24 protein-coding genes are annotated in these 21,662 nt (G+C 68.2%); 14 read left to right on the top strand and 10 right to left on the bottom strand.

What is annotated here, in order from left to right:
* Positions 1-39: 39 nt before the first annotated feature.
* Positions 40-963: a carbohydrate ABC transporter permease gene (locus ACWD5F_RS00440; RefSeq protein ID WP_451249612.1), complete on the top strand. Its 924-nt coding sequence runs from the start codon at positions 40-42 to the stop codon at positions 961-963.
* Positions 960-1,862 carry a carbohydrate ABC transporter permease gene (locus ACWD5F_RS00435; RefSeq protein ID WP_451249610.1) on the top strand — a complete coding sequence of 301 codons (903 nt, stop codon included), beginning with the start codon at positions 960-962 and terminating at the stop codon, positions 1,860-1,862. The genes ACWD5F_RS00440 and ACWD5F_RS00435 overlap by 4 nt, the downstream gene beginning before the upstream one ends.
* Before the next feature lie 39 nt (positions 1,863-1,901).
* Here the strand turns inward: ACWD5F_RS00435 and ACWD5F_RS00430 are convergent, their stop codons facing one another.
* Positions 1,902-2,819, bottom strand: coding sequence for an immunity protein TriTu family protein (locus ACWD5F_RS00430; protein WP_451250998.1), 918 nt, complete (start codon positions 2,817-2,819; stop codon positions 1,902-1,904).
* A gap of 107 nt (positions 2,820-2,926) precedes the next feature.
* Here ACWD5F_RS00430 and ACWD5F_RS00425 point away from each other — a divergent pair, with 107 nt between their 5' ends.
* Positions 2,927-3,466, top strand: a complete 540-nt coding sequence (locus ACWD5F_RS00425; RefSeq protein WP_451249608.1) for a GNAT family N-acetyltransferase — start codon at positions 2,927-2,929, stop codon at positions 3,464-3,466.
* Between the two features lie 71 nt (positions 3,467-3,537).
* Here ACWD5F_RS00425 and ACWD5F_RS00420 read toward each other — a convergent pair whose 3' ends face one another.
* From ACWD5F_RS00420 to ACWD5F_RS00405, 4 genes are all read right to left on the bottom strand, one after another.
* Positions 3,538-4,377 carry a GNAT family N-acetyltransferase gene (locus ACWD5F_RS00420; protein WP_451249606.1) on the bottom strand — a complete coding sequence of 280 codons (840 nt, stop codon included), beginning with the start codon at positions 4,375-4,377 and terminating at the stop codon, positions 3,538-3,540.
* 253 nt (positions 4,378-4,630) lie between these two features.
* Positions 4,631-5,527, bottom strand: a complete 897-nt coding sequence (locus ACWD5F_RS00415) for an oxidoreductase (RefSeq protein WP_451249604.1) — start codon at positions 5,525-5,527, stop codon at positions 4,631-4,633.
* Entirely contained in the window at positions 5,514-6,374 is an 861-nt protein-coding gene (locus tag ACWD5F_RS00410) for a helix-turn-helix domain-containing protein (protein ID WP_451249602.1), read from the bottom strand. The genes ACWD5F_RS00415 and ACWD5F_RS00410 overlap by 14 nt, the downstream gene beginning before the upstream one ends.
* Before the next feature lie 106 nt (positions 6,375-6,480).
* Complete coding sequence (locus ACWD5F_RS00405) at positions 6,481-7,191, bottom strand: TetR/AcrR family transcriptional regulator (RefSeq protein ID WP_451249600.1); 711 nt, start codon at positions 7,189-7,191, stop codon at positions 6,481-6,483.
* 133 nt (positions 7,192-7,324) lie between these two features.
* Between ACWD5F_RS00405 and ACWD5F_RS00400 the strand changes: the two genes are divergently transcribed.
* From ACWD5F_RS00400 to ACWD5F_RS00390, 3 genes are all read left to right on the top strand, one after another.
* Entirely contained in the window at positions 7,325-8,062 is a 738-nt protein-coding gene (locus tag ACWD5F_RS00400; RefSeq protein ID WP_451249598.1) for an SDR family NAD(P)-dependent oxidoreductase, read from the top strand.
* Positions 8,063-8,295: 233 nt separating this feature from the next.
* The gene (locus ACWD5F_RS00395; RefSeq protein ID WP_451249597.1) at positions 8,296-9,372 is read left to right on the top strand and encodes a hypothetical protein; all 1,077 of its coding nucleotides are present in this window, start codon (positions 8,296-8,298) and stop codon (positions 9,370-9,372) included.
* 277 nt (positions 9,373-9,649) lie between these two features.
* Complete coding sequence (locus ACWD5F_RS00390; protein WP_451249595.1) at positions 9,650-10,315, top strand: hypothetical protein; 666 nt, start codon at positions 9,650-9,652, stop codon at positions 10,313-10,315.
* A gap of 194 nt (positions 10,316-10,509) precedes the next feature.
* On the opposite strand, the gene ACWD5F_RS00385 is transcribed toward ACWD5F_RS00390, so the two are convergent.
* The gene (locus tag ACWD5F_RS00385) at positions 10,510-11,295 is read right to left on the bottom strand and encodes an SDR family NAD(P)-dependent oxidoreductase (RefSeq protein WP_451249593.1); all 786 of its coding nucleotides are present in this window, start codon (positions 11,293-11,295) and stop codon (positions 10,510-10,512) included.
* 213 nt (positions 11,296-11,508) lie between these two features.
* Positions 11,509-11,949 (bottom strand): hypothetical protein, encoded by a 441-nt coding sequence (locus ACWD5F_RS00380; RefSeq protein WP_451249591.1) that lies wholly within the window; start codon positions 11,947-11,949, stop codon positions 11,509-11,511.
* A gap of 480 nt (positions 11,950-12,429) precedes the next feature.
* Between ACWD5F_RS00380 and ACWD5F_RS00375 the strand changes: the two genes are divergently transcribed.
* Positions 12,430-12,753, top strand: coding sequence for a hypothetical protein (locus tag ACWD5F_RS00375; protein WP_451249589.1), 324 nt, complete (start codon positions 12,430-12,432; stop codon positions 12,751-12,753).
* A 147-nt stretch (positions 12,754-12,900) separates the two neighbouring features.
* Positions 12,901-13,560, top strand: coding sequence for a HutD/Ves family protein (locus tag ACWD5F_RS00370; protein ID WP_451249587.1), 660 nt, complete (start codon positions 12,901-12,903; stop codon positions 13,558-13,560).
* A gap of 89 nt (positions 13,561-13,649) precedes the next feature.
* On the opposite strand, the gene ACWD5F_RS00365 is transcribed toward ACWD5F_RS00370, so the two are convergent.
* Positions 13,650-14,027 carry a nuclear transport factor 2 family protein gene (locus ACWD5F_RS00365; protein WP_451249585.1) on the bottom strand — a complete coding sequence of 126 codons (378 nt, stop codon included), beginning with the start codon at positions 14,025-14,027 and terminating at the stop codon, positions 13,650-13,652.
* A 171-nt stretch (positions 14,028-14,198) separates the two neighbouring features.
* On the opposite strand from ACWD5F_RS00365, the gene ACWD5F_RS00360 reads away from it, so the two are divergent.
* Complete coding sequence (locus tag ACWD5F_RS00360; RefSeq protein WP_451249583.1) at positions 14,199-15,188, top strand: helix-turn-helix transcriptional regulator; 990 nt, start codon at positions 14,199-14,201, stop codon at positions 15,186-15,188.
* 65 nt (positions 15,189-15,253) lie between these two features.
* Here the strand turns inward: ACWD5F_RS00360 and ACWD5F_RS00355 are convergent, their stop codons facing one another.
* A complete protein-coding gene (locus tag ACWD5F_RS00355; protein WP_451250996.1) occupies positions 15,254-16,147 on the bottom strand; it encodes an NADP-dependent oxidoreductase in 894 nt (297 codons plus the stop codon).
* Positions 16,148-16,426: 279 nt separating this feature from the next.
* On the opposite strand from ACWD5F_RS00355, the gene ACWD5F_RS00350 reads away from it, so the two are divergent.
* The 4 genes from ACWD5F_RS00350 (at position 16,427) to ACWD5F_RS00335 (ending at position 19,536) form a co-directional block, all read left to right on the top strand.
* Entirely contained in the window at positions 16,427-16,840 is a 414-nt protein-coding gene (locus ACWD5F_RS00350; RefSeq protein WP_451249581.1) for a winged helix-turn-helix transcriptional regulator, read from the top strand.
* A 123-nt stretch (positions 16,841-16,963) separates the two neighbouring features.
* On the top strand, positions 16,964-17,866 hold the full coding sequence (locus ACWD5F_RS00345) for an AraC family transcriptional regulator (protein WP_451249579.1): 903 nt from the start codon (positions 16,964-16,966) through the stop codon (positions 17,864-17,866).
* A gap of 96 nt (positions 17,867-17,962) precedes the next feature.
* On the top strand, positions 17,963-18,661 hold the full coding sequence (locus ACWD5F_RS00340; RefSeq protein WP_451249577.1) for a hemerythrin domain-containing protein: 699 nt from the start codon (positions 17,963-17,965) through the stop codon (positions 18,659-18,661).
* Positions 18,658-19,536, top strand: coding sequence for an LLM class flavin-dependent oxidoreductase (locus ACWD5F_RS00335; RefSeq protein WP_451249575.1), 879 nt, complete (start codon positions 18,658-18,660; stop codon positions 19,534-19,536). The genes ACWD5F_RS00340 and ACWD5F_RS00335 overlap by 4 nt, the downstream gene beginning before the upstream one ends.
* Positions 19,537-19,606: 70 nt before the next feature.
* Here ACWD5F_RS00335 and ACWD5F_RS00330 read toward each other — a convergent pair whose 3' ends face one another.
* The gene (locus ACWD5F_RS00330; RefSeq protein ID WP_451249573.1) at positions 19,607-20,059 is read right to left on the bottom strand and encodes a winged helix-turn-helix transcriptional regulator; all 453 of its coding nucleotides are present in this window, start codon (positions 20,057-20,059) and stop codon (positions 19,607-19,609) included.
* Positions 20,060-20,155: 96 nt separating this feature from the next.
* On the opposite strand from ACWD5F_RS00330, the gene ACWD5F_RS00325 reads away from it, so the two are divergent.
* Positions 20,156-21,439 (top strand): MFS transporter, encoded by a 1,284-nt coding sequence (locus ACWD5F_RS00325; RefSeq protein ID WP_451249571.1) that lies wholly within the window; start codon positions 20,156-20,158, stop codon positions 21,437-21,439.
* The last annotated feature ends 223 nt before the right edge of the window (positions 21,440-21,662 follow it).

Genomic DNA, 21,662 nt, shown 5'->3' with positions numbered 1-21,662 from the left:
AACCGAACCAGCCACTCATCCGATGGGGACGACACGTCGATGGCGACAAGCACTTCGCGGAGGTACCGCAGGGCGGGCCAGAGCCGGCTGCCCTATCTGCTGGTCCTGCCCGCGACCCTGCTCCTCCTGCTGTTCGTGATCGCCCCCGGGGCCTACGCACTGTTCCTCAGCTTCCAGCAGCGCAAGGTCAGCGGCGGCCTGCTGGGCACCGGCAGCAGAACCGTCTTCGCGGGTCTGGACAACTACTCCGCCGTGATCCACGACGCCGAGCTGTGGCACAGCGTGCTGCGCATGCTGCTCGTCGGCGCGATCACCGTACCCGCGACCGTGCTCCTCGCCCTGCTGTTCGCGCTCCTCCTGGACACCGCGCGGGCCCGCTTCACCCGGTTCACCAGGCTGGCCATCTTCCTGCCGTACGCGGTGCCCGGCGTCATCGCCACCCTGCTGTGGGGCTTCCTCTACCTACCCGCGACCAGCCCCATCGGCGGCCGGGACGTCGACTTCTTCGGCACCTCGATGGTCTACGTCTCGGTCGCGAACATCGCGGTGTGGGGCGCGGTGGGCTTCAACATGGTGGTGATGTACACGTCCCTGCGCGGACTGCCGCCGGAGATCTACGAAGCGGCCAGGATCGACGGGGCCTCGGAGCTCCAGATCGCGCTGCGAGTCAAAGTCCCGCTGATCCGTCCCGCCATCGCGATGTGCACCCTGTTCACGGTTCTCGCCGCCCTGCAACTGTTCAACGAACCCAACACACTCCAGCCGCTGTCGAACGCCATCTCCCTGACCTGGGTTCCCCTGATGAAGATCTACACCGACGCCTTCGTCGACTCCGACATCCATCTCGCGGCGGCCACCTCGATCGTCTTCGCGGTCGGCATCCTCGCCGTCTCCCTGCTCGTCGGGCGCCTCGCCCAGACCCGCTGGGGCGCCGCCGGAGCCGTAGGCAAGGAGCAGCGATGACGATCGACTCGCCCGCCCGTCCCGTGGCGCCCCCGGTGACAGCCACCCGGACCGAACGGCCCCGGCGCCGAGGCATCGCCCTGCTGCCCACCGCGGTACTGCTCCTCGGCGCGGTCTACTGCCTGGTTCCGACGCTCTGGATCCTGATCGCTTCCACCAAGTCACGCAGCGAGCTGTTCTCGACCGCGACCTATCTGCCGTCGTTCGGCTCGGGTCTGGTGGACAACATCTCAGACCTCTCCTCGTACGACTCGGGCGTGTTCTGGCACTGGATGTTCAACAGCTTCCTGTACGCGGGGGTCGGCGGGCTCGTAGCCACCGCGGTCTCGGCGGCGACGGGCTACGCCATAGCCAAGTACCAATTCCGCGGCCGCAACCTGCTGTTCAAGACGATCCTGGCGGGTGTCCTGCTGCCACAGGTCGTGCTGGCGGTGCCGCAGTACCTGCTGCTGGCCCGGGTCGGCATCACCGACAGCTACCCGGCGGTGATCCTGCCCCAACTCTTCAACCCGTACGGCATCTACCTGTGCCGCATCTACGCCGCCGCCTCCGTTCCCGACTCGCTGCTCGACGCCGGGCGGATGGACGGGGCGAGCGAGTGGCGGATGTTCTCGGCGATCGGGCTGCGGCTGATGGCACCCGGGTTGATCACCGTCTTCCTGCTCCAGTTCATCGTCATCTGGAACAACTTCCTGCTGCCCTTCGTCATGGTGACGAGCGACGACAAGTTCCCCCTGACGGTCGGCCTGTACAGCCTCCTGCGCCACGGCGCCAACCAGGCGTCCCTGTACTCCCTGGTGATCACGGGCACGCTGCTGTCCGTCATCCCCGTCATCGCGCTGTTCCTGTCCTTGCAGCGGTATTGGCGCATCGACCTGGTTACTGGGGGACTGAAGTGACTGACAGCGGTCGTCGAGATTGAGCTCGGTTCGGTCGCGTCAGCTGCTCATGTCGACGAGGACCCAGTCGAGAACGGCTCCAAGGACGACATGGAGTTCTTGCTCGGTTTGGAGGTCTCGGTGCTCAGGGCGATGGTCACCGCTGTTGAGGTCCGCGAAATCGAGTTCCGTTTCACCGGTGCTCCAGACGGTGATCTGGACGATCCGGTTGTCGGCCTCGATGGTCAGCCATGCGCTGTTCTTGTCTCGGCCGTCTCGTGGGGAGTGCCGCAGTTCGGTAGTGATGCCACGCGCGCAGAGAACAGCTTCGTTCGTGGCGGACCATGTCGTGAGCGCGTCCGGGAGGTTCGGCGGTCGAGGGCCGCTCTCGACCGTCGGGTACTGCATCTGGTAGGCGAGGCGTGCATCGGCCTCGTCGCCGATGCGGGCGAGCAGGCTGTCGAGGTCGAGGAACTCCTCCCAGACCGGTCTTCCGCTCGCCGCTGAGAGTCGGGCGACGACGAGGTCTTCGAGTTCCGGGACCCGCTTATTCTTCCAGATCTTGTCGGCCAGGCTGACCAGGAGATCCTCCATCCCGACCTCAGCGGTGGTCCAGGCTGCGTGCGTCGCGGCGAAGCGCGCCATGGCCGAGTCGACGCCGTGAGTCATGAGCAACTCACGTCCGGCTGCTTCGTGTTGCGAGCCTGGAGCGGACAACTCGGCGGGATGCAGAGTCTTACCGATGTCGTGGGTAGCGGCTCCGAAGAGAACGGCCTCCGGGTTGATGCCCAGGTCGAGGTCGCGCGCAGCGATCCATTCGAGGAGTTGCCCTGCAACGTCGTGGACTGCCCTCAGATGGGCGACGAGGCGCGGCGGTGCATCAACCTCGTGAAGCACATGGGCCGCTTCGAACGGCAGCGGACGCAGAGGGAGTTGATCGGTGTCCTGGAGGGCGATCGACAGCACTCGCGAGGTCATCACCGCGACAGGGTAGCTGTTGCGGTCGGTGTAGGGATGCGGCCTTGAGGGTCGGTTTCCTACGGGCAGGCCCGGCGGTTGGTGTGACCGACTGTTAGCGTGCGCCGATGGAAGATCTGGAATCAGTGACCTGGCCGCCTGAGCCGATCAGGACCAAGAGGCTCGTGCTCCGTGCGTCCGAGACCCGGGACCGTGAGACGTTCATCGAGCTGCTCGCCTCGCCGGAGGTGCACACGTACCTCGGTGGCCCCCGGCCGCGTGCCGAACTTGAGCGCGAGATACCGGGGGTGCCCGAGCCGCGGCCCGGCAACTTCGTCGTTGAACTCGACGGGTCGATGATCGGCCTGATCCTGCTCAGGAGAGCGACCGGGCACCGTTGCGCGGCTGCCGAGGGCAAGGCCGATCTCGGGTACCTGTTCCTGCCGCGGGCGTGGGGATTCGGGTACGCCACCGAGGCGTGCACGGCGGCACTCGACTGGCTCACGGGCGAGCTGCCCGGCGAGTCGGTGGGACTCACCACCCAGAGTGCCAACGTCGGCTCGATGCGTCTCGCGGCGAGGCTGGGGTTCACCGAGGTGGAGCGGTTCGAGGCCTGGGACGCCGAGCAGTGGTTCGGGATGTGGTCGCCGGTCACGGCGTCCGGTTGAGGGTGCGACGGCCTCCGGTTCTGGACCAGTTGGTCGGTGCCTGACCTAGCCGTAAGACCAGTCGGCCTTGGCTATCCCGCGGTGAGCGTCTTGCTGTAGACGGTCGAACTGCGCTGGACCGTCATGCCGATCCGCTCGTACAGCGACAGCGCTCCCGTGTCCGAGTGCGTCCACAGCGTGCAGGTCCGCTTTCCTTGGAGGTAGAAGGCGCGGAAAGTCTCCCGCAGCAGCATCCGGGCGATCCCCCGGTTGCGGTGGTCACCTCGTACCGCCACCCGCTCGACGTATCCCTCATCGTTGCCCGGGACGTCCAGCGACAGCACCGCGCCGACCATCTGGTCGCCTGCGAAGGCGAGCGGCGATGCCGCCGGTTCGAACGTTGCCCGTTCGACGGTGTGCCGGGCCCACTCCTCGTAGGACTTTCGTCGCTGCTGCCACTCGTCGAACGCGTCCTCGGTGAGCTGATGGGCCGCCCGCCCGTCGCCGGACCGGAACGGTCGGACCGTGACACCTTCTGGCGGCGCGGACACCACTGGTTCGATGGGCATCTCGATCCCCAACAGCCACTCGGTGACGAGCGGGGTGTACCCGCTCGACCGTAGGAGTGCGACGGCCGCCTGATCGCTGTCCGAGACCGTCTGGGCAAGCCGCTCGCTGCCCACATGCAGGGCCCGTGCCTCGGCCCAGGCGAGAAGCGACCTGCCAAGACCCCGCCCCCGGTGATCGGGGTGGACATCGACCGTGGACCGCCGCCCCCGTACCCAGCCCCAGCCGGCCAACTCCCCGCTGGAGTCGCGAATGAGTACGGTGTCGGACTCCAGATCCAGGCCGGGCAGGCTGAGATCCGCGGCGATGCTGTCGACGCCCGTTGTGGCACGGCCATGCAGCTCTTGCTCGCACGCGGTGACCAAGCGATGAATTTCCTGGAGGTCGGCACTGGTTGCCGATCGACTGCGGTAAGCCATCGGCAACCGCTGCGGGGAAAGACCAGACATGAGGTGAACCTTGGGCCATCCGCTACTTCATGTCGACCCAAATACCTGACCCACCAACAGAGCGTCAGACGACGGTCGTTGAGAGTTGTGCAGCAGACCGAGTCGCTCGCGGCCGCGTCGGGCGAACTTCGGGACGAGCCTCGTCCGCATCGCTCCGACTCCACATCTGTCAGCTTGCGGTTTGCTCTGTGGGGAAGTCGGCGCTGAGAGTCACCTCACGCCAGCCGTCGAACGCCGACTTCAGCGAGTCGAGCCTGGCGGTGGCGATGTCGTATGCCGCCTTGCCCAACAGCAGGCGCAACGGGGGCTGTTCGGCCGTGACCGCGTCGATGACGGCTCGGGCCGCGCGTGCCGGGTCTCCGGGCTGGCGGCCGTAGGTGGCCAAGGTGCTCGCGCGTCGCGTGCCCGCGGTGTCGGCGTAGTCGGCGAGGGTGGTGGCGGACTGGCGCATGGAGGGCCCGGACCAGTCGGTGCGGAAGGCGGCGGGTTCGACGATCGTGACCTTGATGCCGAGTGGGGCGACCTCGGCGGCGAGGGACTCCGAGAGACCCTCCACGGCGAACTTGCTGGCGTGGTAGTACCCGGTGGCTCCGAAGGCGACCAGGCCGCCGAGGGAGGACATGTTCACGATGTGGCCGGCACGACGGGCTCGCATTCCGGGCAGTACCGCCCTGGTGGTGTCGACCAGGCCGAAGACGTTGGTGTCGAACAGGGCGCGGACCTCGGTGTCCTCGCCCTCCTCGACGGCGGCGAGGTAGCCGTAGCCGGCGTTGTTGACCGGTACGTCGATCTGCCCGAAGGCGGCTTCCGCCCGGGCGACCGCGTGGGCGGTCTGCTCGGGGTCGGTGACGTCAAGCGCCAGGACGAGGGCGCGTTCCTCGTGTCCGGCGACGATGTCGGCGGCCTTGGCGGGGTTGCGGGCCGTGACCACCGCCCGCCATCCACGTTCCAGCACGGCACGGGCCAGCGCGCGGCCCAGGCCGGAGGAGCAGCCGGTGATGAACCAGACCGGGGAGACGGGGGAGATGGGGGAGGTGGCGGAGACGGGGGAGTCAGGGGAGGTCATGCGGGATGTGTCCTTCGTAGTGTGCGTCCGGGAATTCGGTGAGGGTGTAGCTGCCAAGGAGGGCCAGTGACTGTTCGGCGGGGCTGCCGGGTTCGGCTCGGTAGACCACCAGGTGCTGGCCGGGCGCGCTGTGGACGGAGAAGGTCTCGAAGTTCAGGGTCAGTTCACCGACCAGCGGGTGGTGAAAACGCTTGGCCGAGGCCGTCTTGGCCCGCACCTCGTGGCGTGCCCACATGCGGGCGAAGTCGTGGCTGCGTACGGAGAGTTCGCCCACCAGATGTCGCAGCCTCTGGTCGTCGGGGGAGGGGTTGGCTGCCCGCAGTGCGGCGACGCACCCCTGCGCCACAACGTCCCAGTCGCGGTGGAAGTCATGGGCGGCGGGGTTGAGGAATATCGCTGTGATCAGGCTCGTCTCGTCGTCGAGCCAGGAGAACAGTGCCTCGCCCAGGGAGTTGACGGCCAGCAGGTCGAGATAGCGGCCATAGACGAGAGCCGGTGTGTCGGGCCAGGCGTCCAGCAGGGACACCAGTTGCGGGCCGGCGTACTCCCGGACGGCCCGCGGCTGCCCAGGCTGTGGCGGATCGACCAGTGCGCGCAGGTAGGCGGCCTCCTCGTCGGCCAGCAGGAGTGCGGCCGCCAGTGCCCCGAGGACCTGGGGCGAGGGATTGCGTTCGCGTCCCTGTTCCAACCGCACGTAGTAGTCGGTGCTCACCCCGGCGAGGACGGCGACCTCCTCGCGCCGCAGACCAGGCGTGCGGCGCGTGCCCGAGGGCATCCCGTGGTCCTCGGGGCGCGTCAGTGCGCGTCGGGCCCGCAGGAACTCGCTCAGCCGGTTGTTCTTGTCCATGCCTGTCAACGTACGGGCCGGTATCGGCGACAGGGTGGCCGTGTCACACCCACCCACAGAGCGGGGTCGGGGCCTCGTCGGCCGACGTGATCGCCGGGAGTCGGCTTCAGCTGCGGCGCGCGAGCCCGTCGAGGATCAGGTCGATGGTGAAGTCGAAGCGTTCGTGGTCGGTTCCCGCGGTGAGTTCGGCGGCATGGCGTTTGGTGTGCGGGAAGGTGTCGGGGAGGTCGGCGAGGCGCTGCCGCATCTCGTCGCGGCCGACCACCCACTCGCCGTCGCCGCGGCCGACCAGGGAGATCTCCAGGGTGTACGAGTTGATGTAGAGCGACAGGGCGTCGATGCCCCAGGCGGCGCTCTGCGCGGCGACGCCGCCGGCGAGCAGGAGGCCGAGCATGCACTCGGCGAGGCGCAGGGTGTCGTTGTTGGTGGGCGCGGCGGCGAGCGCGGCGCGGGAGATGCCGGGGTAGCGCAGGTACTGGTCGCGCAGCTGGGTGCAGACGTCGGTGATCTGCTCCCGCCAGGTCGCGGGGTCCGGCTCGGGAAGGTCGATCTCGGCGCACAGGCGACCGATGAGCAGCTCGTCCAGGTCGTCCTTGTTGACGACGTGGGCGTACAGCGACGCGGATCCGGTGTCCAGAGCGGTTGCCACGCGGCGCATGGTCAGCGCCGGGTATCCCTCACGGGCGACGATGTCGAGGGCCACCTTGATGATCGCGTCGACCGTGATCGGCTTCGTACGCCGGCCCCGCTTCGGGCTCGTGTCGGATGCGGGCAGGTTGTGCCGCGCTGCGCGCCGCTCCTGAGGGGTCGATGCCATGCCGTGAGCCTACCTCGAAACGACCCATGCTCCATTCTAACGAGCGGTGCTCGTGTTAACGCGAGCAGTGCTCTAGTATCGAATGATGTTCGTGCGCAAGGACCGCACGTCATTCATCTGAAAGGTGTGCACCATGGCCACCAAGACCGCCTTGATCACCGGTACGAGCCGCGCGGCCGGACTCGGCTTCGCCGTCGCCCGCGGGCTGGCCGAACTCGGCTATCACGTGATCCTCACCGCCCGCGACCAGTCCGCCGCGGAACCGCTGGCCGCGCAGCTGCGTCAGGACGGTCACGCGGCCACGGCCCTGTGCCTGGACCTGTCCGACCGTGCCGGCATGGACGACGCGGCCCATCATCTCGCCGAGACCTTCGGCCACTTGGACGTCCTGGTCAACAACGCCAGCGGGATGCCCGACTTCCAGGTCCTCGACGCGCTGGATGCCGACATGGACGTCGTACGCACCGCGATGGACGTCTCCGTGATCGGCCCGTGGGCTCTGACGCAGGCGATGCTTCCGCTGCTGACTGCCGCGCCGGCCGCCCGGATCGTGAACGTCTCCAGTCTGTCCGCCCAGCAGATCGCCACCGGCCTCGACCTCGGCGCGCCCCTGCGGGCGCCGGCTTATTCCATGGCCAAGTACATGCTCAACGCCTTGACCACGGTCCTCGCCCGAGCCCTGTCCGACACCCCGATCCTCGTGAACGCCGTCGACCCCGGCAACACCGCGACGCACCCCGAGCGGGGTGACGACGCAGGCGACCGTTCGGCCGCCGAAAGCGCCGCGGACATCGTCAAGGCCGCCACCCTCGGTGCCGACGGACCCACCGGACAGCTCTTCGCCAACGGCCGGTCCGCTGCCGTTGCTTGACGCCGCGTGAACTGCCGGTGCCCAAGACTGTTCCGCTGATCCCGCACTGTTGAGAGGCGGACCCCTCCCGCATGGCCGAAAGCACGCCTCTCAATGCCTCATGTGACGCCTTGACCACACAGCGCCACCACGGTTGCATGCTTGTGTGCCTCCAGTGGGGAACTGGAGGGGAGACCGTGGCTTATACGGGGGGAACGATGAGGGGAATCGAGAACTGGAGCACCGTTGGCCGTGTGCGGGTCGCACTGGCCGCGGCGGTCGCGGTTTGTGTGGTCACGGCGCTGCCGTACGGAGCGGCCTCGGCCGAGTCCATGAGCGTCGCGGGCGACGGCGGTGCCAGTGTCGAGAGGATCAGTGTCGCGGACGACGGCACCCAGGCCGATGGCAACTCCGTCGGCGCCTCGATCACGACCGACGGCCGGCGTATCGTCTTCGCGTCGTCGGCAACGAACCTGATACCCGGCGAACCGACGGCAGGCAACAGGGTGTTCCTCCGCGACCAGCAGGCGGGGCAGACGAAGCGGATGGGGGCCCAGAGCCCACTCCAGCCCCCTGTGATCAGCGGGGACGGGGAATATCTGGCCTATCCGCACATATGGTTCAACAACAATCGGATCCGCCAGGTTCAGGTGAGGACGACATCCGAGATCTCCGCCAACTGCTGGTACAGCTGCAACCAGCCGTCGCTGAGCGCGGACGGGCGCTACATCGCTCTCGTCGAACGTCGCTACAAGCCACAGTCGTCCAGCCAGAGCATCGAAGTACTGGACTACAACGACCCCAACACCAAGCTGGCCATCGCCACCTTCGAGCACACCCTCCCGTCCTTGCCGTCCATCAGCGGCGATGCCCGCTATGTCGCCTACCAGGACGGCCAAGCCGGGGACGTCTTCGTGTGGGACCGGACCGACGGCGCCACCTCAGGCCCGGTCGAGGGCCCGTCCAAGGCGGCGACTCTCGTCCAGCTCAGCGAGGACGGCAGCAAGGTCGTCTACCTCTCGGGCTCCGACACCTACGTCCACGACGTGAGCTCGGGCACCGACCAACTGGTGCCGAACGTACGAGGCGTGGCCATTGATCCCACCGGCCGCTATCTCCTGTACGCCCCGCAGGACACGACAGGACCGTCGCTCGTGCTGCGCGATCTGGAGACCGGCACGGACGAGATCGTCTCGAACCAGCCCGCCTCGGCCGGGACCGACGCGGTCAGCGCCGGTGGGCGCGACGTGGTTTTTCAGTCCACGGCCGATGACATCGTGCCCGGCGACACCAACGGCAAGTCGGACGTCTTCGTCCGCCGTTTCTCCTGATCGCCCCTGCTGTCGCGCTCTCCGCGTGCCGCACCCCAACGCGCGAGCGGCGGCAGACCTGTTAGGGAGCAAGCTCCCAAGGACAGTCCCGACTCCCGCGACCGTGCGGGAGTCGGAGCTCGCCCGGGTACTTTCGTACCGGCAGGGGGTGTCAGTAGGGCCACCCTTCATCCGGTGTTCAGGCCCAGCGACGAGGACCGCCGAGAACGGCAAAGTTGCCTTCGTCGGCAAGCAGCCGACGAGGAATCCCGTACTCGGACGACTCAGGGGGACACCCATGAACGACACCATCGCCAGGCGCCTGACGGGCGTCACGGCCATCGCCACCGCGAGCGCCTTCATCGTCGAAGTTCCCCTGTACTTCGTGTACTCCGGCCCGCCGCCGGACTCGAACGTCCTGGCCAGGCTGCTGATCGGGATCATCGCGTTGGCCTTTCTGATCGTGTTCGTGACGGCCTTCCGCGAACTGGTCAAGCGCGTGAGCCCCGACTACGAATGGGTCGGCACGTTGGCCTTCGCGACCGGCCTGGTCTACGCGACGGTCACCCTGATCTCCAGCGGGCTGGAGGCGGGCGCGGTCATCGCCGCCGACCAGCCGATCGACCCGACGATCACGGTCAGCGGCACGTACATCCTCTACGGGTCGATCGGTCGCCTCATGCTCGCGCTCTTCCTGATCACGGTGGGCTACGGCATCCGGCGTACGAACCTGCTGCCGCGCTGGACCGGCCGCTCGGCGTACGTCCTGGCCGGCGTCAACCTGGTCTTCGTACCGTCCCTGTTCTTCGGCAACAACCCCGAGAACTTCTACGCGGCGAACGGCTGGGGCACCACCGCCATGATGGGCGCGATCCTCAGCTACTGGCTGCTCGCCCTGGGCATCTCCACCTACCGCAGCGCCGCCCGGCGTGCACCCGTCGCCTCACCGGCCCTGCAGCACTGACTCCGTTCGCACAGCAGATGGTCGTGGTGCCAGGCATGATGCCCGGCACCACGACTCGTTCTGGGCCCGAGCGTTCCCCACGCAGGCCACGCGGACATCCTCCGCGAACTCATCGACGGCACGACCGGCCGCTGACGCCTCCTTCAGACATCAGCGGTCCAACATCCCCTCCGGCGCCGCCTCGATGCGTTCGGTCAGGTGGCGAGAATGCCACCGTCCACCGCGACAAAGCTTCCGGTGGCGAAGGACGCTCGACTGCTGAGCAGCCAGAGGGCCGCCTGCGCGATCTCGTCGGGCTCAGCCATACGCTTCTGCACCTGCCGAGCGACGAACGCCTCTTCCAACTCCGGAACCGCCTCGATCGCACCGCTGATCATCTCGGTCCGAGTGGTCCCGACGACCAGCGCGTTGACGCGGATCCCGTGGGCTCCGTACTCGGCCGCCGCCGCTTTCGTCAGGCCGAGCACCGCATGCTTGGCCGCGACGTAAGGGGCGGGCGCTCCGGTGGCGATGACGGCGGCGCTGCTGGCGGTGTTCACGATGGCCCCGCCTCCGCCGGCGAGCATGACGGGGATCTGTTGGCGCAGGCAGTTCCAGGTGCCCCGCACATTGGTGTCCATCACCAAGTCGTAGTCCTCCTCGGCGAGTTCGTGCAGAGGGCGGATCTCCGATCCCGCGAAGCCGGCGTTGTTGAACGCCGCGTCCAGTGCCCCGAAGCGGTCCACGGCCACGGCGACCGCTCGCTTCACATCCTCGACGACCGCCACATCACCCACGTGGTAGGCGGCTTTGCCGCCGGCCGCCTCGATCTCCTCGACCAACCCCTTGAGCCGGTTCTCGCGTCGAGCCATCACCACCACCGCTGCCCCCTCCGCGGCAAAGAGCCGCGCGGCGGCCGCGCCGATACCGCTGGAGGCGCCGGTGACCAGAGCTGTCCTGCCTGCAAGCAGCCCACCCGACACATACTCATCAACAGTCATGAACCCAATTCCCCCTGAACACTTCGCCCGTACGGGCCTTCGACATCGACGAGCCACCACCGGAGCCGAGCACGTCCACCGGGGTCTCACCGGCCACGAGCTGTCGTTCGATGGCTATGGCTCCAGTGTGATGGAGTTGATCGGAATGAGGTTCGCGTTTCGAACACCGTCGAAACGTCCACGCGGCGGGCGCGCCGACCGGTAGGCGTCACATCAGGGGCACAGGCCGTTGTCGGAGTTGTAGTAGATGTCGACCGAGCCGCTCCAGGTCATGCAGACGCCGGGCTCGGGGAGGTGCTTGTACACCGGGCCGGCATAGGTGGTGTACGACCCGGAGTCCTTGGCCGGGGCGTTGCCGCTCGGCCAGGTGTCCAGGGTGACCTCCATGAACACGCGGGTACCGGCACTGCTGCGCACCGTGACGGCGCACATCTGCTCCGCCGCGGAGTTGTAGGTCACGTACGTGGTGCCGACGACCTTGGTCGGCGAGGACTGGACCGGCGTGGAGGCGACGACCTCATAACCCTGACCGCAGGCGCCGTTGTAGGCCCCGGAGGCGGCCGCAGCGGCGGGCGTGGTCGCTGCGAGCGTGCCGCCCAGAGCGAGGACGGCGAGGGTGGTGGCGGTGGCGGCCTTGTGGCGGATCAGCTTCATGTTCTTCTTCCCCCTGTGGTGGTGATCGGTGTGTGCGGCTCCCGTCCGGTGGTCAACCGGCCTTCGTTGCGCACGTGTTGTGAGACACGGGTCCCCCCACGTGGGTTGTGGGTCGTTGTGTCGCTGTTCTGCCACCGGTGTCACAAGGGTTGTTACGTCGACTCTGGGGTGTGTGCCCGTCCTGCAGGCGTCCCGTCGACACTCAGGGGGCGCGCCTTGCGCGCCGGCTTCCGGGCCACGGCCGGGCTTGAGTGAGTGTCAGGTCCATCATGCCTGTTCAGAGGCGTTTTCGGTAGGACGTAGCGCACGCCCGTTCGGTCTTGTTGCGGGTAGTGCCGTGCCCGCACAATCGTCGTCATCCACCCTCCGACCAACGTGTCGGCATCCGTCATCGGCTGCCGATGCGTTCGCCGTGCCGTCTCGCCGTGGGACGAGCACCGGTCGGGGGTGGCGGGACGAAGGGGATCGATGGATCAGGACATGGTTGTGCTGGCGAGGGTCAGGCTGCTCAGCGCCAACCGGCGGGTGGTGCGGGGTGCCGAGGGACTGTGGATCTACCGTCTTCTGACACAGGTCGACTCGGAGGCATACGGATCGAAGCTGGCGTACGTCCTGGTGGAGGAGAGCGGGTCACCCCTGGTGCGGGAGTTGCCTGAACGACGGCTGGCGCTGTTGGACGAGGCCGTGGAGGTGGCGAAGGCCTTGAGCGTGGAGAACCCCTTCCGGGCGAAGGTGCTGGAGAGGGCAATGGCCGCGCGGCAGCGGGAACTTGAGGCCGGCCCGGCGAGGCCGCACGTGTCTTGACCTCAGTGTGGGGCTCGGGCTTCGGCCAGGGCCCCACGCATTCGATGGCCGGCGCCGGGTGCATATGGCGCTCAGTGCTTAAGAACACCGCCTGGCTGAACCGTCCACCTCCTCCCGAAGGTCGGCCTGCCGGGCTTCCTTATGCTGGTGACGGGCCAGGTGATCACTGCGGACGTACCGGCCTTCCTATGGGTGCTCGACGCCCAGGACCAGAAACAGTGGGAGATGACCGTGCGCGTGCTGAGAGCGGCCGAGCGGCCGGCGGTGCCCTGGAAGAACGGGGGCGGGCTGACCCGTGAAGTCGCCTCGGCTCCCAGCCAGTCAGGGATGTCGGATTTTGTGTGGCGGGTCAGTCTCGCCGACGTGGCCGAGCCGGGTCCGTTCTCCCGCTTTGAAGGTGTCGACCGGATCATCACCCTGGTCGACGGTCCCGGCATGGTGCTGACGGTCGACGGCACCGAGCACACCGTGGCCGAGCCGTACGTCCCGTTCGCCTTCCCCGGAGAGGCCACGACCGACTGCCGGCTCCTCGGCGGTCAGCTCGTCGATTTCAACGTGATGGTCCGGCGTGGATGGGCCACCGCGCGCGTCGAGTTGGTACGTGATCAGGTGGCGATCTCAACTCCCGCGCCAGAGACGACCCTGCTCGTGATCGTCCTGGAGGGCGCTGCCGTTTTTGAGGCGTCCGGTCTGGACCTCGACCGCTTCGACGGAGCGCTGATCACCGACGAGGTCCAGGACGAGGTCCTCAAGGTGACCGGCGTCGCCGCGCTTGTCACCCTCATTGGCACGCCCGCGGGCAGATAGCTGAGGAACGGGGAAACCGTGGACGGACGGCGAGGGGCGGGCCCGCGGCCGCCGGAACGGCATGCCGCGGGCCGGAGAACGCGGATGTGTCAGCCCTTGGGTGAGGCGCCGGCGCTGATGATCGGCGTGAGGTCGAAGACGCTGACCACTTCGGTGATCCGACCGTCCTTGACGGTCAGATACTCCATGCCCCGGAAGTCCTTGATGAAGGGCAGATCGACGGTGTAGACGGTCGCCGCGTGAGCGTCGTCGCCGGCCAGTACGTCGGTCAACTGCCCACCGACGAGGCGGCCCACGAACGGGGCGAGAAACTCGCGATAGGCGGCCAAGCCCTCAATACGGCCGCCGGGCGCCTCGCATACGACATCCTCGGCGACGAAGCTCAACGCCTTCTCGGCGTCGCCGCCGAGCCAGGCGCGGACGTACTCGTCGGCGATGTCCCGGGCGGTTGCGGAGGTGGCAGTCATGGCGCTTGTTCCCTTCCTCGGCCCACCGTCGTCGCGGCCGTGCGAACGGACCGCACGACGGAGGGGCTCTCTCTTTCGGTGAGCGGATCGTGCGCGGTGCGCGACCCATGACTGCATCGTTGCGCCCGTATATGACATCTTCTGTCATATACGGAAGAGAGTTTTGGTGCCATGAAATCCGACCGTCTGCTGTCGATCCTGCTTCTGTTGCAGGCCCACGGGCAGCTGCCGTCCGCGGACCTCGCCGACCGCCTCGAGGTCTCGGTCCGCACGATCATGCGGGATGTGGAAGCCCTGTCCGCGGCGGGCGTGCCCGTCTACACCGTTCGCGGCCCGCAAGGTGGCATCGCTCTCGTACCGGGCTACCGCACCGATGTCACCGGTCTGACGGCGGACGAGTCCCGGGCCCTGTTCGTGCTGATGTCGGGCTCCGCGCACACCGACCTCGGCCTCGGACAGGCACTCGGCTCCGCCCTGCGCAAGGTCATGACCGCGCTGCCGGCCGCGCACCGGCCCGACGCCGACCTGATGAGCCGACGCATCATCATCGACCCCGTCCGCTGGCGCGGTGCACCTGGCCCGCGCAGTCCGGACGTCGGCCTCACCCCTTTCCAGCAGGCCGTCTTCACAGACCGCCGACTGCGGCTGCGCTACCGCCGCGGTCGGGACAACCGCGTCAGTGTCTACACCCTGGATCCCTACGGGCTCGTGAACAAGGCCGGAGTCTGGTACCTGGTCGCCGACCACAGAGGCGAACCCCGCCTCTTCCGCACCGACCGGGCACAGACAGCGACCGTGCTCAGCGCACCCGTCCAACGGCGTACGGACACCGAACTGGCCGATCTGTGGGAGGAGTTGCGCCAGAACATCGACGGCGTCCCCGCCCCCCTGGCCGTCACCGCCCGGGTCCGTGACGACACACTGGCGATGTTCCTGCGCGTGCACGACACCGACCTCGCGCCCTCCTGGGACATGCCGTCCAGCGCGGCCGACCCGGGCGAGGGATGGACCGAGGTCGAGCTGCGCTTCCGGTCGCTCCTCGCCGCCACCGCCCTCCTCGCGTTCGGGCCCGCCGTCGAGGTCATCGCGCCGGACGACCTACGGGAGCTCATGGCGCGAAGGGCCCGGGAGACAGCCGCGCTCTATCGCGCCGACGGATGACGACGCCCAACTGCCCTCTCCGCGCGGACGCCCCTTCGGTCGTTCGGCCGTTCGGTAGTTCGACGTCAGGGGACGAGCACGATACGCCCGGGCAGACCCCCCTCGGCCAGTCGTGCGTGCGCCTCGGCCGCGGAGATCAACGAATAGGTCACCGCGACACGGGCCCGCAGCACTCCCTGATCCGCTAGTTCGGACAGTTCGGCGAGCAGGCCACCGTCGGCCCGCACGCTCAGCGCACCGACGCGGATGCCACGCTCCGGCAGCGGTTCCTGGCCCGGCCACAGGCCGACGTAGACACCGCCGTCCTTGATCGTGGCGAGCGCATCCGGGCCCAGCCTCGCGGCATCGAGCACGCCGTCGAAGCCGGCCGCCGGCAGGGTCTGTCCACGGGCCAGGAAGTGGTCGGCGCCGCGGGAGACGAGAAAGTCCTCGAAAGCGGCCGAGTCGAGGGCAGTGACCTTCAGCCCCTGCCGGTGGGCGAGTTCGACCGTGTGGGCTCCGACTCCTCCTGCCGCTCCGGTGACCAGCAGGGTCTGTCCGGCGGTCAGGGAAAGCAGCTCCAGCGCCTGCGCGGCAGTGGTCGCGTTGAGCGGGAGTGTCGCCGCGTGCACATCGTCGAGGGACGTGGGGGAGGGCGCGAGGATGTCGCCGTCCAGCACGACGTAGTCGGCGTGCGTGCCGAGCGGCTTGCGGTGGCCTGTGGCCAGGGCGATGACGCGGTCACCGGACGACCAGGACGCGCCGGGCCCGACGGCGTCGACGATTCCCGCCACATCGAAGCCGAGGCCGATGCGCTCCTCGCTGCCGAAGACACCCGCTCGCATGGCCGCGTCCACGGGGTTCAGCGCGGCCGCCTTCACCCTGATCCGCACTTGTCCCGGTCCCGGCTCAGGTGTCGGGTGCTCGGTGACCTCCACGGCATCGGGCCCGCCGAAACGGGTGACGGTGACGGCACGCATACGCATGGTCTTCCTCCAGAAGGGAGTTGGGGGGTTGTAAGGCGTCGGGCCTCGGCTGTCGGCAGGGCCCGCCCGACGCAGGACGCCACGGACCCTCGTATGGGATCTGGCCCTCCTGCCGAAGGACCAGGAACCGCCGGTCGGGGAGACGCCCGTGGATACTGCGCTCGCACCTTGTGACGTGGCTTCTTACGTTTGGTGCGCAACCCCACTATGGGTCAGCATTGGAGGGCCTACAAAAGGCACACAAGTGTGCGCAACAGGAAGGGCGGGTGCGTCATGCAGGACGGCGCGACGGAGGATCGGGCAGCCGTACTGGCCGGGCCCTGTGGCCGCTGGCCCATGGAGAAGGGCGAGGGCATCCGCCACATCCTGGACCGTGCCGGCGACAAATGGACCGTGCTGGTGATCGGCACACTGGAGCACGGGCCCGTGCGCTACACCGACCTCCAGCGCTCGATTCCCGGCATTTCCCAGCGCATGCTCACGCACACCCTGCGCCAGTTGCAACGCGATGGTCTCGTCACGCGAAACGCCTACCCGGAGGTGCCGCCGCGCGTGGAGTACACGCTCACCGACCTGGGCGCGACCCTGCTCGACGCGGTCACCGTCCTGATCGACTGGGCCGGCACCCACCACGACGAGATCCGTGCGAACCGCTCCACCTTCGACGAGGCCGCGTCCGCCCCCTGACGGCCGCGGCGCAGTCCTGTACCCGTACGACTGCACGCCCCCGGCCTCGCGATCGCGGGGGCTACCATCACTCAAATGCCCGGTCTCCTGGCGAGTGATCCGACGGGCATCGGGGAGTGTCTGATGCTTGTTCGCACGTCGACGATCGAAACCGTGCCGCAGGACGAGGTGACGGTATCGACGTATCGCTTCGCCGAACTCGGTCCCATCCATATCGGTGAGGTCGACTTCGGCGACGAGCTGAGACTGGAGACCGAGGACGTCGGCACGGGCTTCTACGTGCACGTGCCCATCACGGGGCGGTTCGAGTCACGTCACCGGGGTGTGGACCTGACCGTGAGCCGCCTGGGCTCGGCGCTGTACCGACCGGGCGGTGGCGCGGTCTCCGCCCGTTGGCCCGCCGGGTACCGCGGGCTGTGCGTCCGCATCGACATGCCCGCGGTGGAGACCATGCTGGCCCGGCTGGTCGGCGACCGTACCTCCCGCCGTGTCAGCTTCGACCCGGTGATGAACTACGCCGAGGGGTTCGGACGCAACTGGGCCGAACTGCTGGTGTCCGTCAACCGGCAGATCACCGCTCCGGGCAGTCTGCTGGCGCAGCCGTTGGTGGCCGGGCCCCTTGCGGACAGCATCGTGAACGGATTCCTCCTGGCGGCGACACACTCCCACCCCGAAGCGCTCGGCGGGCCCGTCACCCGTACCCGGCCCGCGTCGGTCCGCACGGCCATCGACATCATCGAGTCGGACCCGCAGGCACCGCTGACGCTGTCGCTCCTCGCGGACCGTTGCGGGGTCGGTCCGCGAACCCTGCAGAAGGCGTTCCAGGCGCATCTGGAGATGTCACCGATGGAGTACGTGCGTGACGTCCGGCTGCGTCGGGCGCACGAGGAGCTCCGTGGGGCCGACCCGGCCACGGATTCGGTCGCCGCCGTCGCGCGCCGCTGGGGCTTCGCTCATCTGGGGAGATTCGCCGCGGCGCACGAAGCGAAATTCGGTCAGAAGCCGCTGCATACGCTCCGTGGATAACCCGGTTCGCGTGCCGGACATTTTCTTTGTCGACGCAAGTGCCGTTGCTAGATTCCGAGTTGCCAAGTCCTTCCGGCAACCTCTGGGAATGCAAACATGAGCAACGAACCGCTTGCCGACGTGCGTGACATGTACATGGCCCACACGATGTTCCGTCGCGAGTTCGGACTCGCCCCGGCACTCATCCGTGATGTGGCCGACAACGATGTCACACGTGCCGCCGTCGTCGCCGATCACCTGCAGATCGTCGACAACGGCCTCCATCACCACCACAGCGCCGAGGACAAACACCTGTGGCCGCGACTGCTGGAGCGGGATGCGGCGAACGCCGAGTCCGTCGCGCAGCTGATGGAGGAACAGCACGCACACATCGACAAGGTCCTGGACGAGGTCCGCGCCGGGCTGGCGAACTGGCGCGGCACCGCGGACCCCGCGCAGCGCGAGACCCTCGCCGCGTCGATGACCCGCCTTTCCGGCCTCCTTGAGGAACACCTCGCGGCGGAGGAGGACCAGGCCGTACCGCTGCTCGCCCAACACATCACCGCTGCCGAGTGGGGGCAGATGCTGGCCGACGGCGCGGGGGACATCGAGCCGGAACAGGCCCCGCTGATCTTCGGGATGATGGCCTACGAGGCGGACCCGGACACCGTCCGCGACATCATCGCCCAGATGCCGCCCGAGGTCAGCGGCATCATCGGCGGTCTGGCCACGGAGGCCTACGCGGCCCACGCGCGGCGGGTCTACGGCACTGCCACGCCGGCCCGCATCGGTGCGCGCGGCGAGGTGAGCCGATGAGCACCCGCGCAGTGCGGTTCGGCGCCCTGCTCGAGCCGAGCCCGGACCGTCCGCAGGACGTCGTGGAACTGGCCGAACTGATGGAACGGCTCGACTACGACGTCGTCACGCTGTCCGACCACCCGTACTGGCCCGAACGGCTCGACACCCTCGCCCTGCTGACCGCCATGGCCGTCAGGACCGAGCGCATCACGGTCATGTCCAACCTCCTGAACCTTCCGCTGCGTCCGCCTCCGGTGCTCGCCCGCACCGCCGCGACCATCGACATCCTCAGCGGCGGCCGATTCGAACTCGGCCTGGGCACCGGCGCCCAGCAGATGTGGGGATCCATTGCCGCCGAGGGCGGGCCGACGCGCACCGCGGGGGAGTCCATCGAGGCGCTGGAGGAGGCGACCCAGCTCATCCGCGCGCTGTGGACGTCCAAGACGGACGTCGCCTTCGCCGGCAAGCACTACCGGCTGGACAACGCGAAGCCGGGGCCCGAGCCGTTGCACGAGATCGACATCTGGTTCGGTGCCTACCAGCCGCGGATGCTGCGGGTGGTGGGGACGATCGGCGACGGCTGGATCCCGAGTTCCCCGTTCCTCCCGCAGGCCGCGCTGCCGGACGCCAACCGGATCATCGACGAGGTGGCGGTCGCCGCGGGCCGCTCACCGCAGGACATAGGTCGCGGCTACAACATCGAGGGCACCTTCGGCACCGGCTCCGGCTTCCTCGAAGGCCCCGCCGCGGTGTGGGCCGAGCAACTGGCCGAGCTGGTCCTGAACAAGCAGGCGGACACTTTCTTCCTCTACCGTGCGGCCTCGGCCGACTTCCTCCGCCGGTTCGCGGCGGAGGTCGCGCCTGCGGTCCGCGAACTCGTAGCCGCCGCCTGACAGTTGCGCGTGTGGGGCGCAGATCGGGCACGAAGGAGGCGACACGTCGACGCCGGGTCTCCGCCCTGGTTCACTGGGCGGAGACCTTGTGGACGGTGGTGTCGTCGGGGTCCAGCCGGCGCCCGTCCGCGGCCAGCACCTCCAGTGTGCGCAGCCGCTGTCCCTGCCGGCGGTCGACCAACTGTGAGTGCGGCTCGTCGAGGGCGAAGAAGTTCTGCTCGCCCCACTGTCGTAGCGCCACGATCACGGGGAAGAGCGCCTTGCCCTTCGGCGTCAGTACGTACTCGTGGTACGCGCTGCCGTCCGAGGCGGGGACGGATTCCAGGACACCGCCGGCGACCAGGCTGCGCAGACGCGCGGTGAGGATGTTCTTCGCCACGCCGAGGCTGCGCTGGAACTCCCCGAAGCGCCGGCTTCCGTCAAAGGCGTCCCGCACGATCAGCAGGGACCACCAGTCGCCGATCGCGTCCACCGACCGCGCGACGGGACATTCGCTGTCGTCGAAGCGCGTCCTGCTCACCACGGCGTACCTCGCATTCCAAGTTGGTTGCAAGATGCTACCAGGAAGGTCTACGGTCCTCACTGGTAGCAAGTTGAAACCAGACGTGGGGGACTGTCGATGCCCGAGAACGCTGAGGCTGCGACGCGGCGGACTCAGGCCACAACCAGGGAGGACGCCACCTCCGTACTGTCCCGTCGCATGGTCGCTCTGTTCGCCGTCGCATGCGGGGCCGCCGTCGCCAACGTCTACTTCTCCCAGCCCCTCCTGGTGACCATCGGCCACGACCTCGACCTCAGCCCGGCACTCGTCGGCAGCGTGGTGACTCTCACTCACGTCGGATACGGACTCGGACTCTTCTTCCTCGTACCACTGGGCGACGTGGCCGACCGCAGGCGCCTCGTCGTGGCCCAGTTGCTGCTCCTGGTGGTGGCGTTGGCCGTGGTGGCCATCGCTCATACGGCGACGATCCTGCTCGTGGGCATGGCTGCGATGGGACTCCTCGCGACGGTGACCCAGACACTGGTGGCCTTCGCGGCATCACTGGCAACTCCCGCCCAGCGCGGACGAGTTGTCGGTCTGGTCACCGGCGGAGTGGTCATCGGAATCCTGCTCGCCCGCACCGCATCCGGCCTCTTGGCAGACCTGGCGGGCTGGCGCTCCGTCTACGTCGCCTCGGCAGCGCTCACCGCTCTGCTCGCCCTGCTCCTGTACCGAGTACTGCCGCGCCAGGGCGACACTCCGCCGACAACCACAGCGCTGCGCTACGGGCAACTCCTGCGCTCCACCGTCACCCTGTTCGTACGAGAACCGCTCCTTCGCCTCCGGGCCCTGTTCGGTCTGCTGATCTTCGCCGCCTTCAGCACCCTGTGGAGCAGCGTCGCGCTGCCGCTCAGCGAAGCGCCGTACTTCCTTTCCCACAGCGCGATCGGGGCGCTGGGGCTGGTCGGTGTCGCGGGCGCCCTGGCCGCGACCGTGGCGGGCCGCCTCAACGACCGCGGACTCTCCCGCCGGACCACCGGAATCGCCCTGTCACTGCTCGCCGCCTCATGGATCCCCCTGGCCCTCACCCGCAACTCGCCCTGGGCCCTGGTCATCGGGGTGATCCTTCTCGACCTCGCCGTGCAGGCGGTCCACGTCACCAACCAGACCCTGCTCTACGCGCTGCACCCGGACGCGGGCAGCCGACTGATCGGCGGGTACATGGTCTTCTACTCCGTCGGCAGCGCTACCGGTGCCATCGCCGCGACCTCGCTCTACACGGTGGCAGGCTGGGGCGCTGTATGCGCACTGGGTGCCGGGTTCAGCTGCCTCGGGCTCGCCCTGTGGGCGTTCACGCGACACATCCCGGACCCGACCGGGAAAACCACTCCGCGCGGCGAAGAACGACACTCCACGGTGTGAGCGATGCTCCAAGCGCCCTTGACGGGCGGGCGCGACCATGGCGACTCGGCTGGAACTTGCCGTGCTTGCCTTGAGAGGCCTCGCCATCCGTGGACCCATCACACACACGCGGTTGCACGCGAAGTGCGCCAACGCGGCACTGCGGGAGGGGAGTTGGACCGGACGCGGTGGCACGTAGGGAGGGTGCATGGCTCCGGGTGAGAGCGGAATCGACTGTGCGTTG

The organism is Streptomyces sp. NPDC002499, from assembly GCF_053595415.1.
This window is presented reverse-complemented; position numbering and strand designations above follow the sequence as displayed.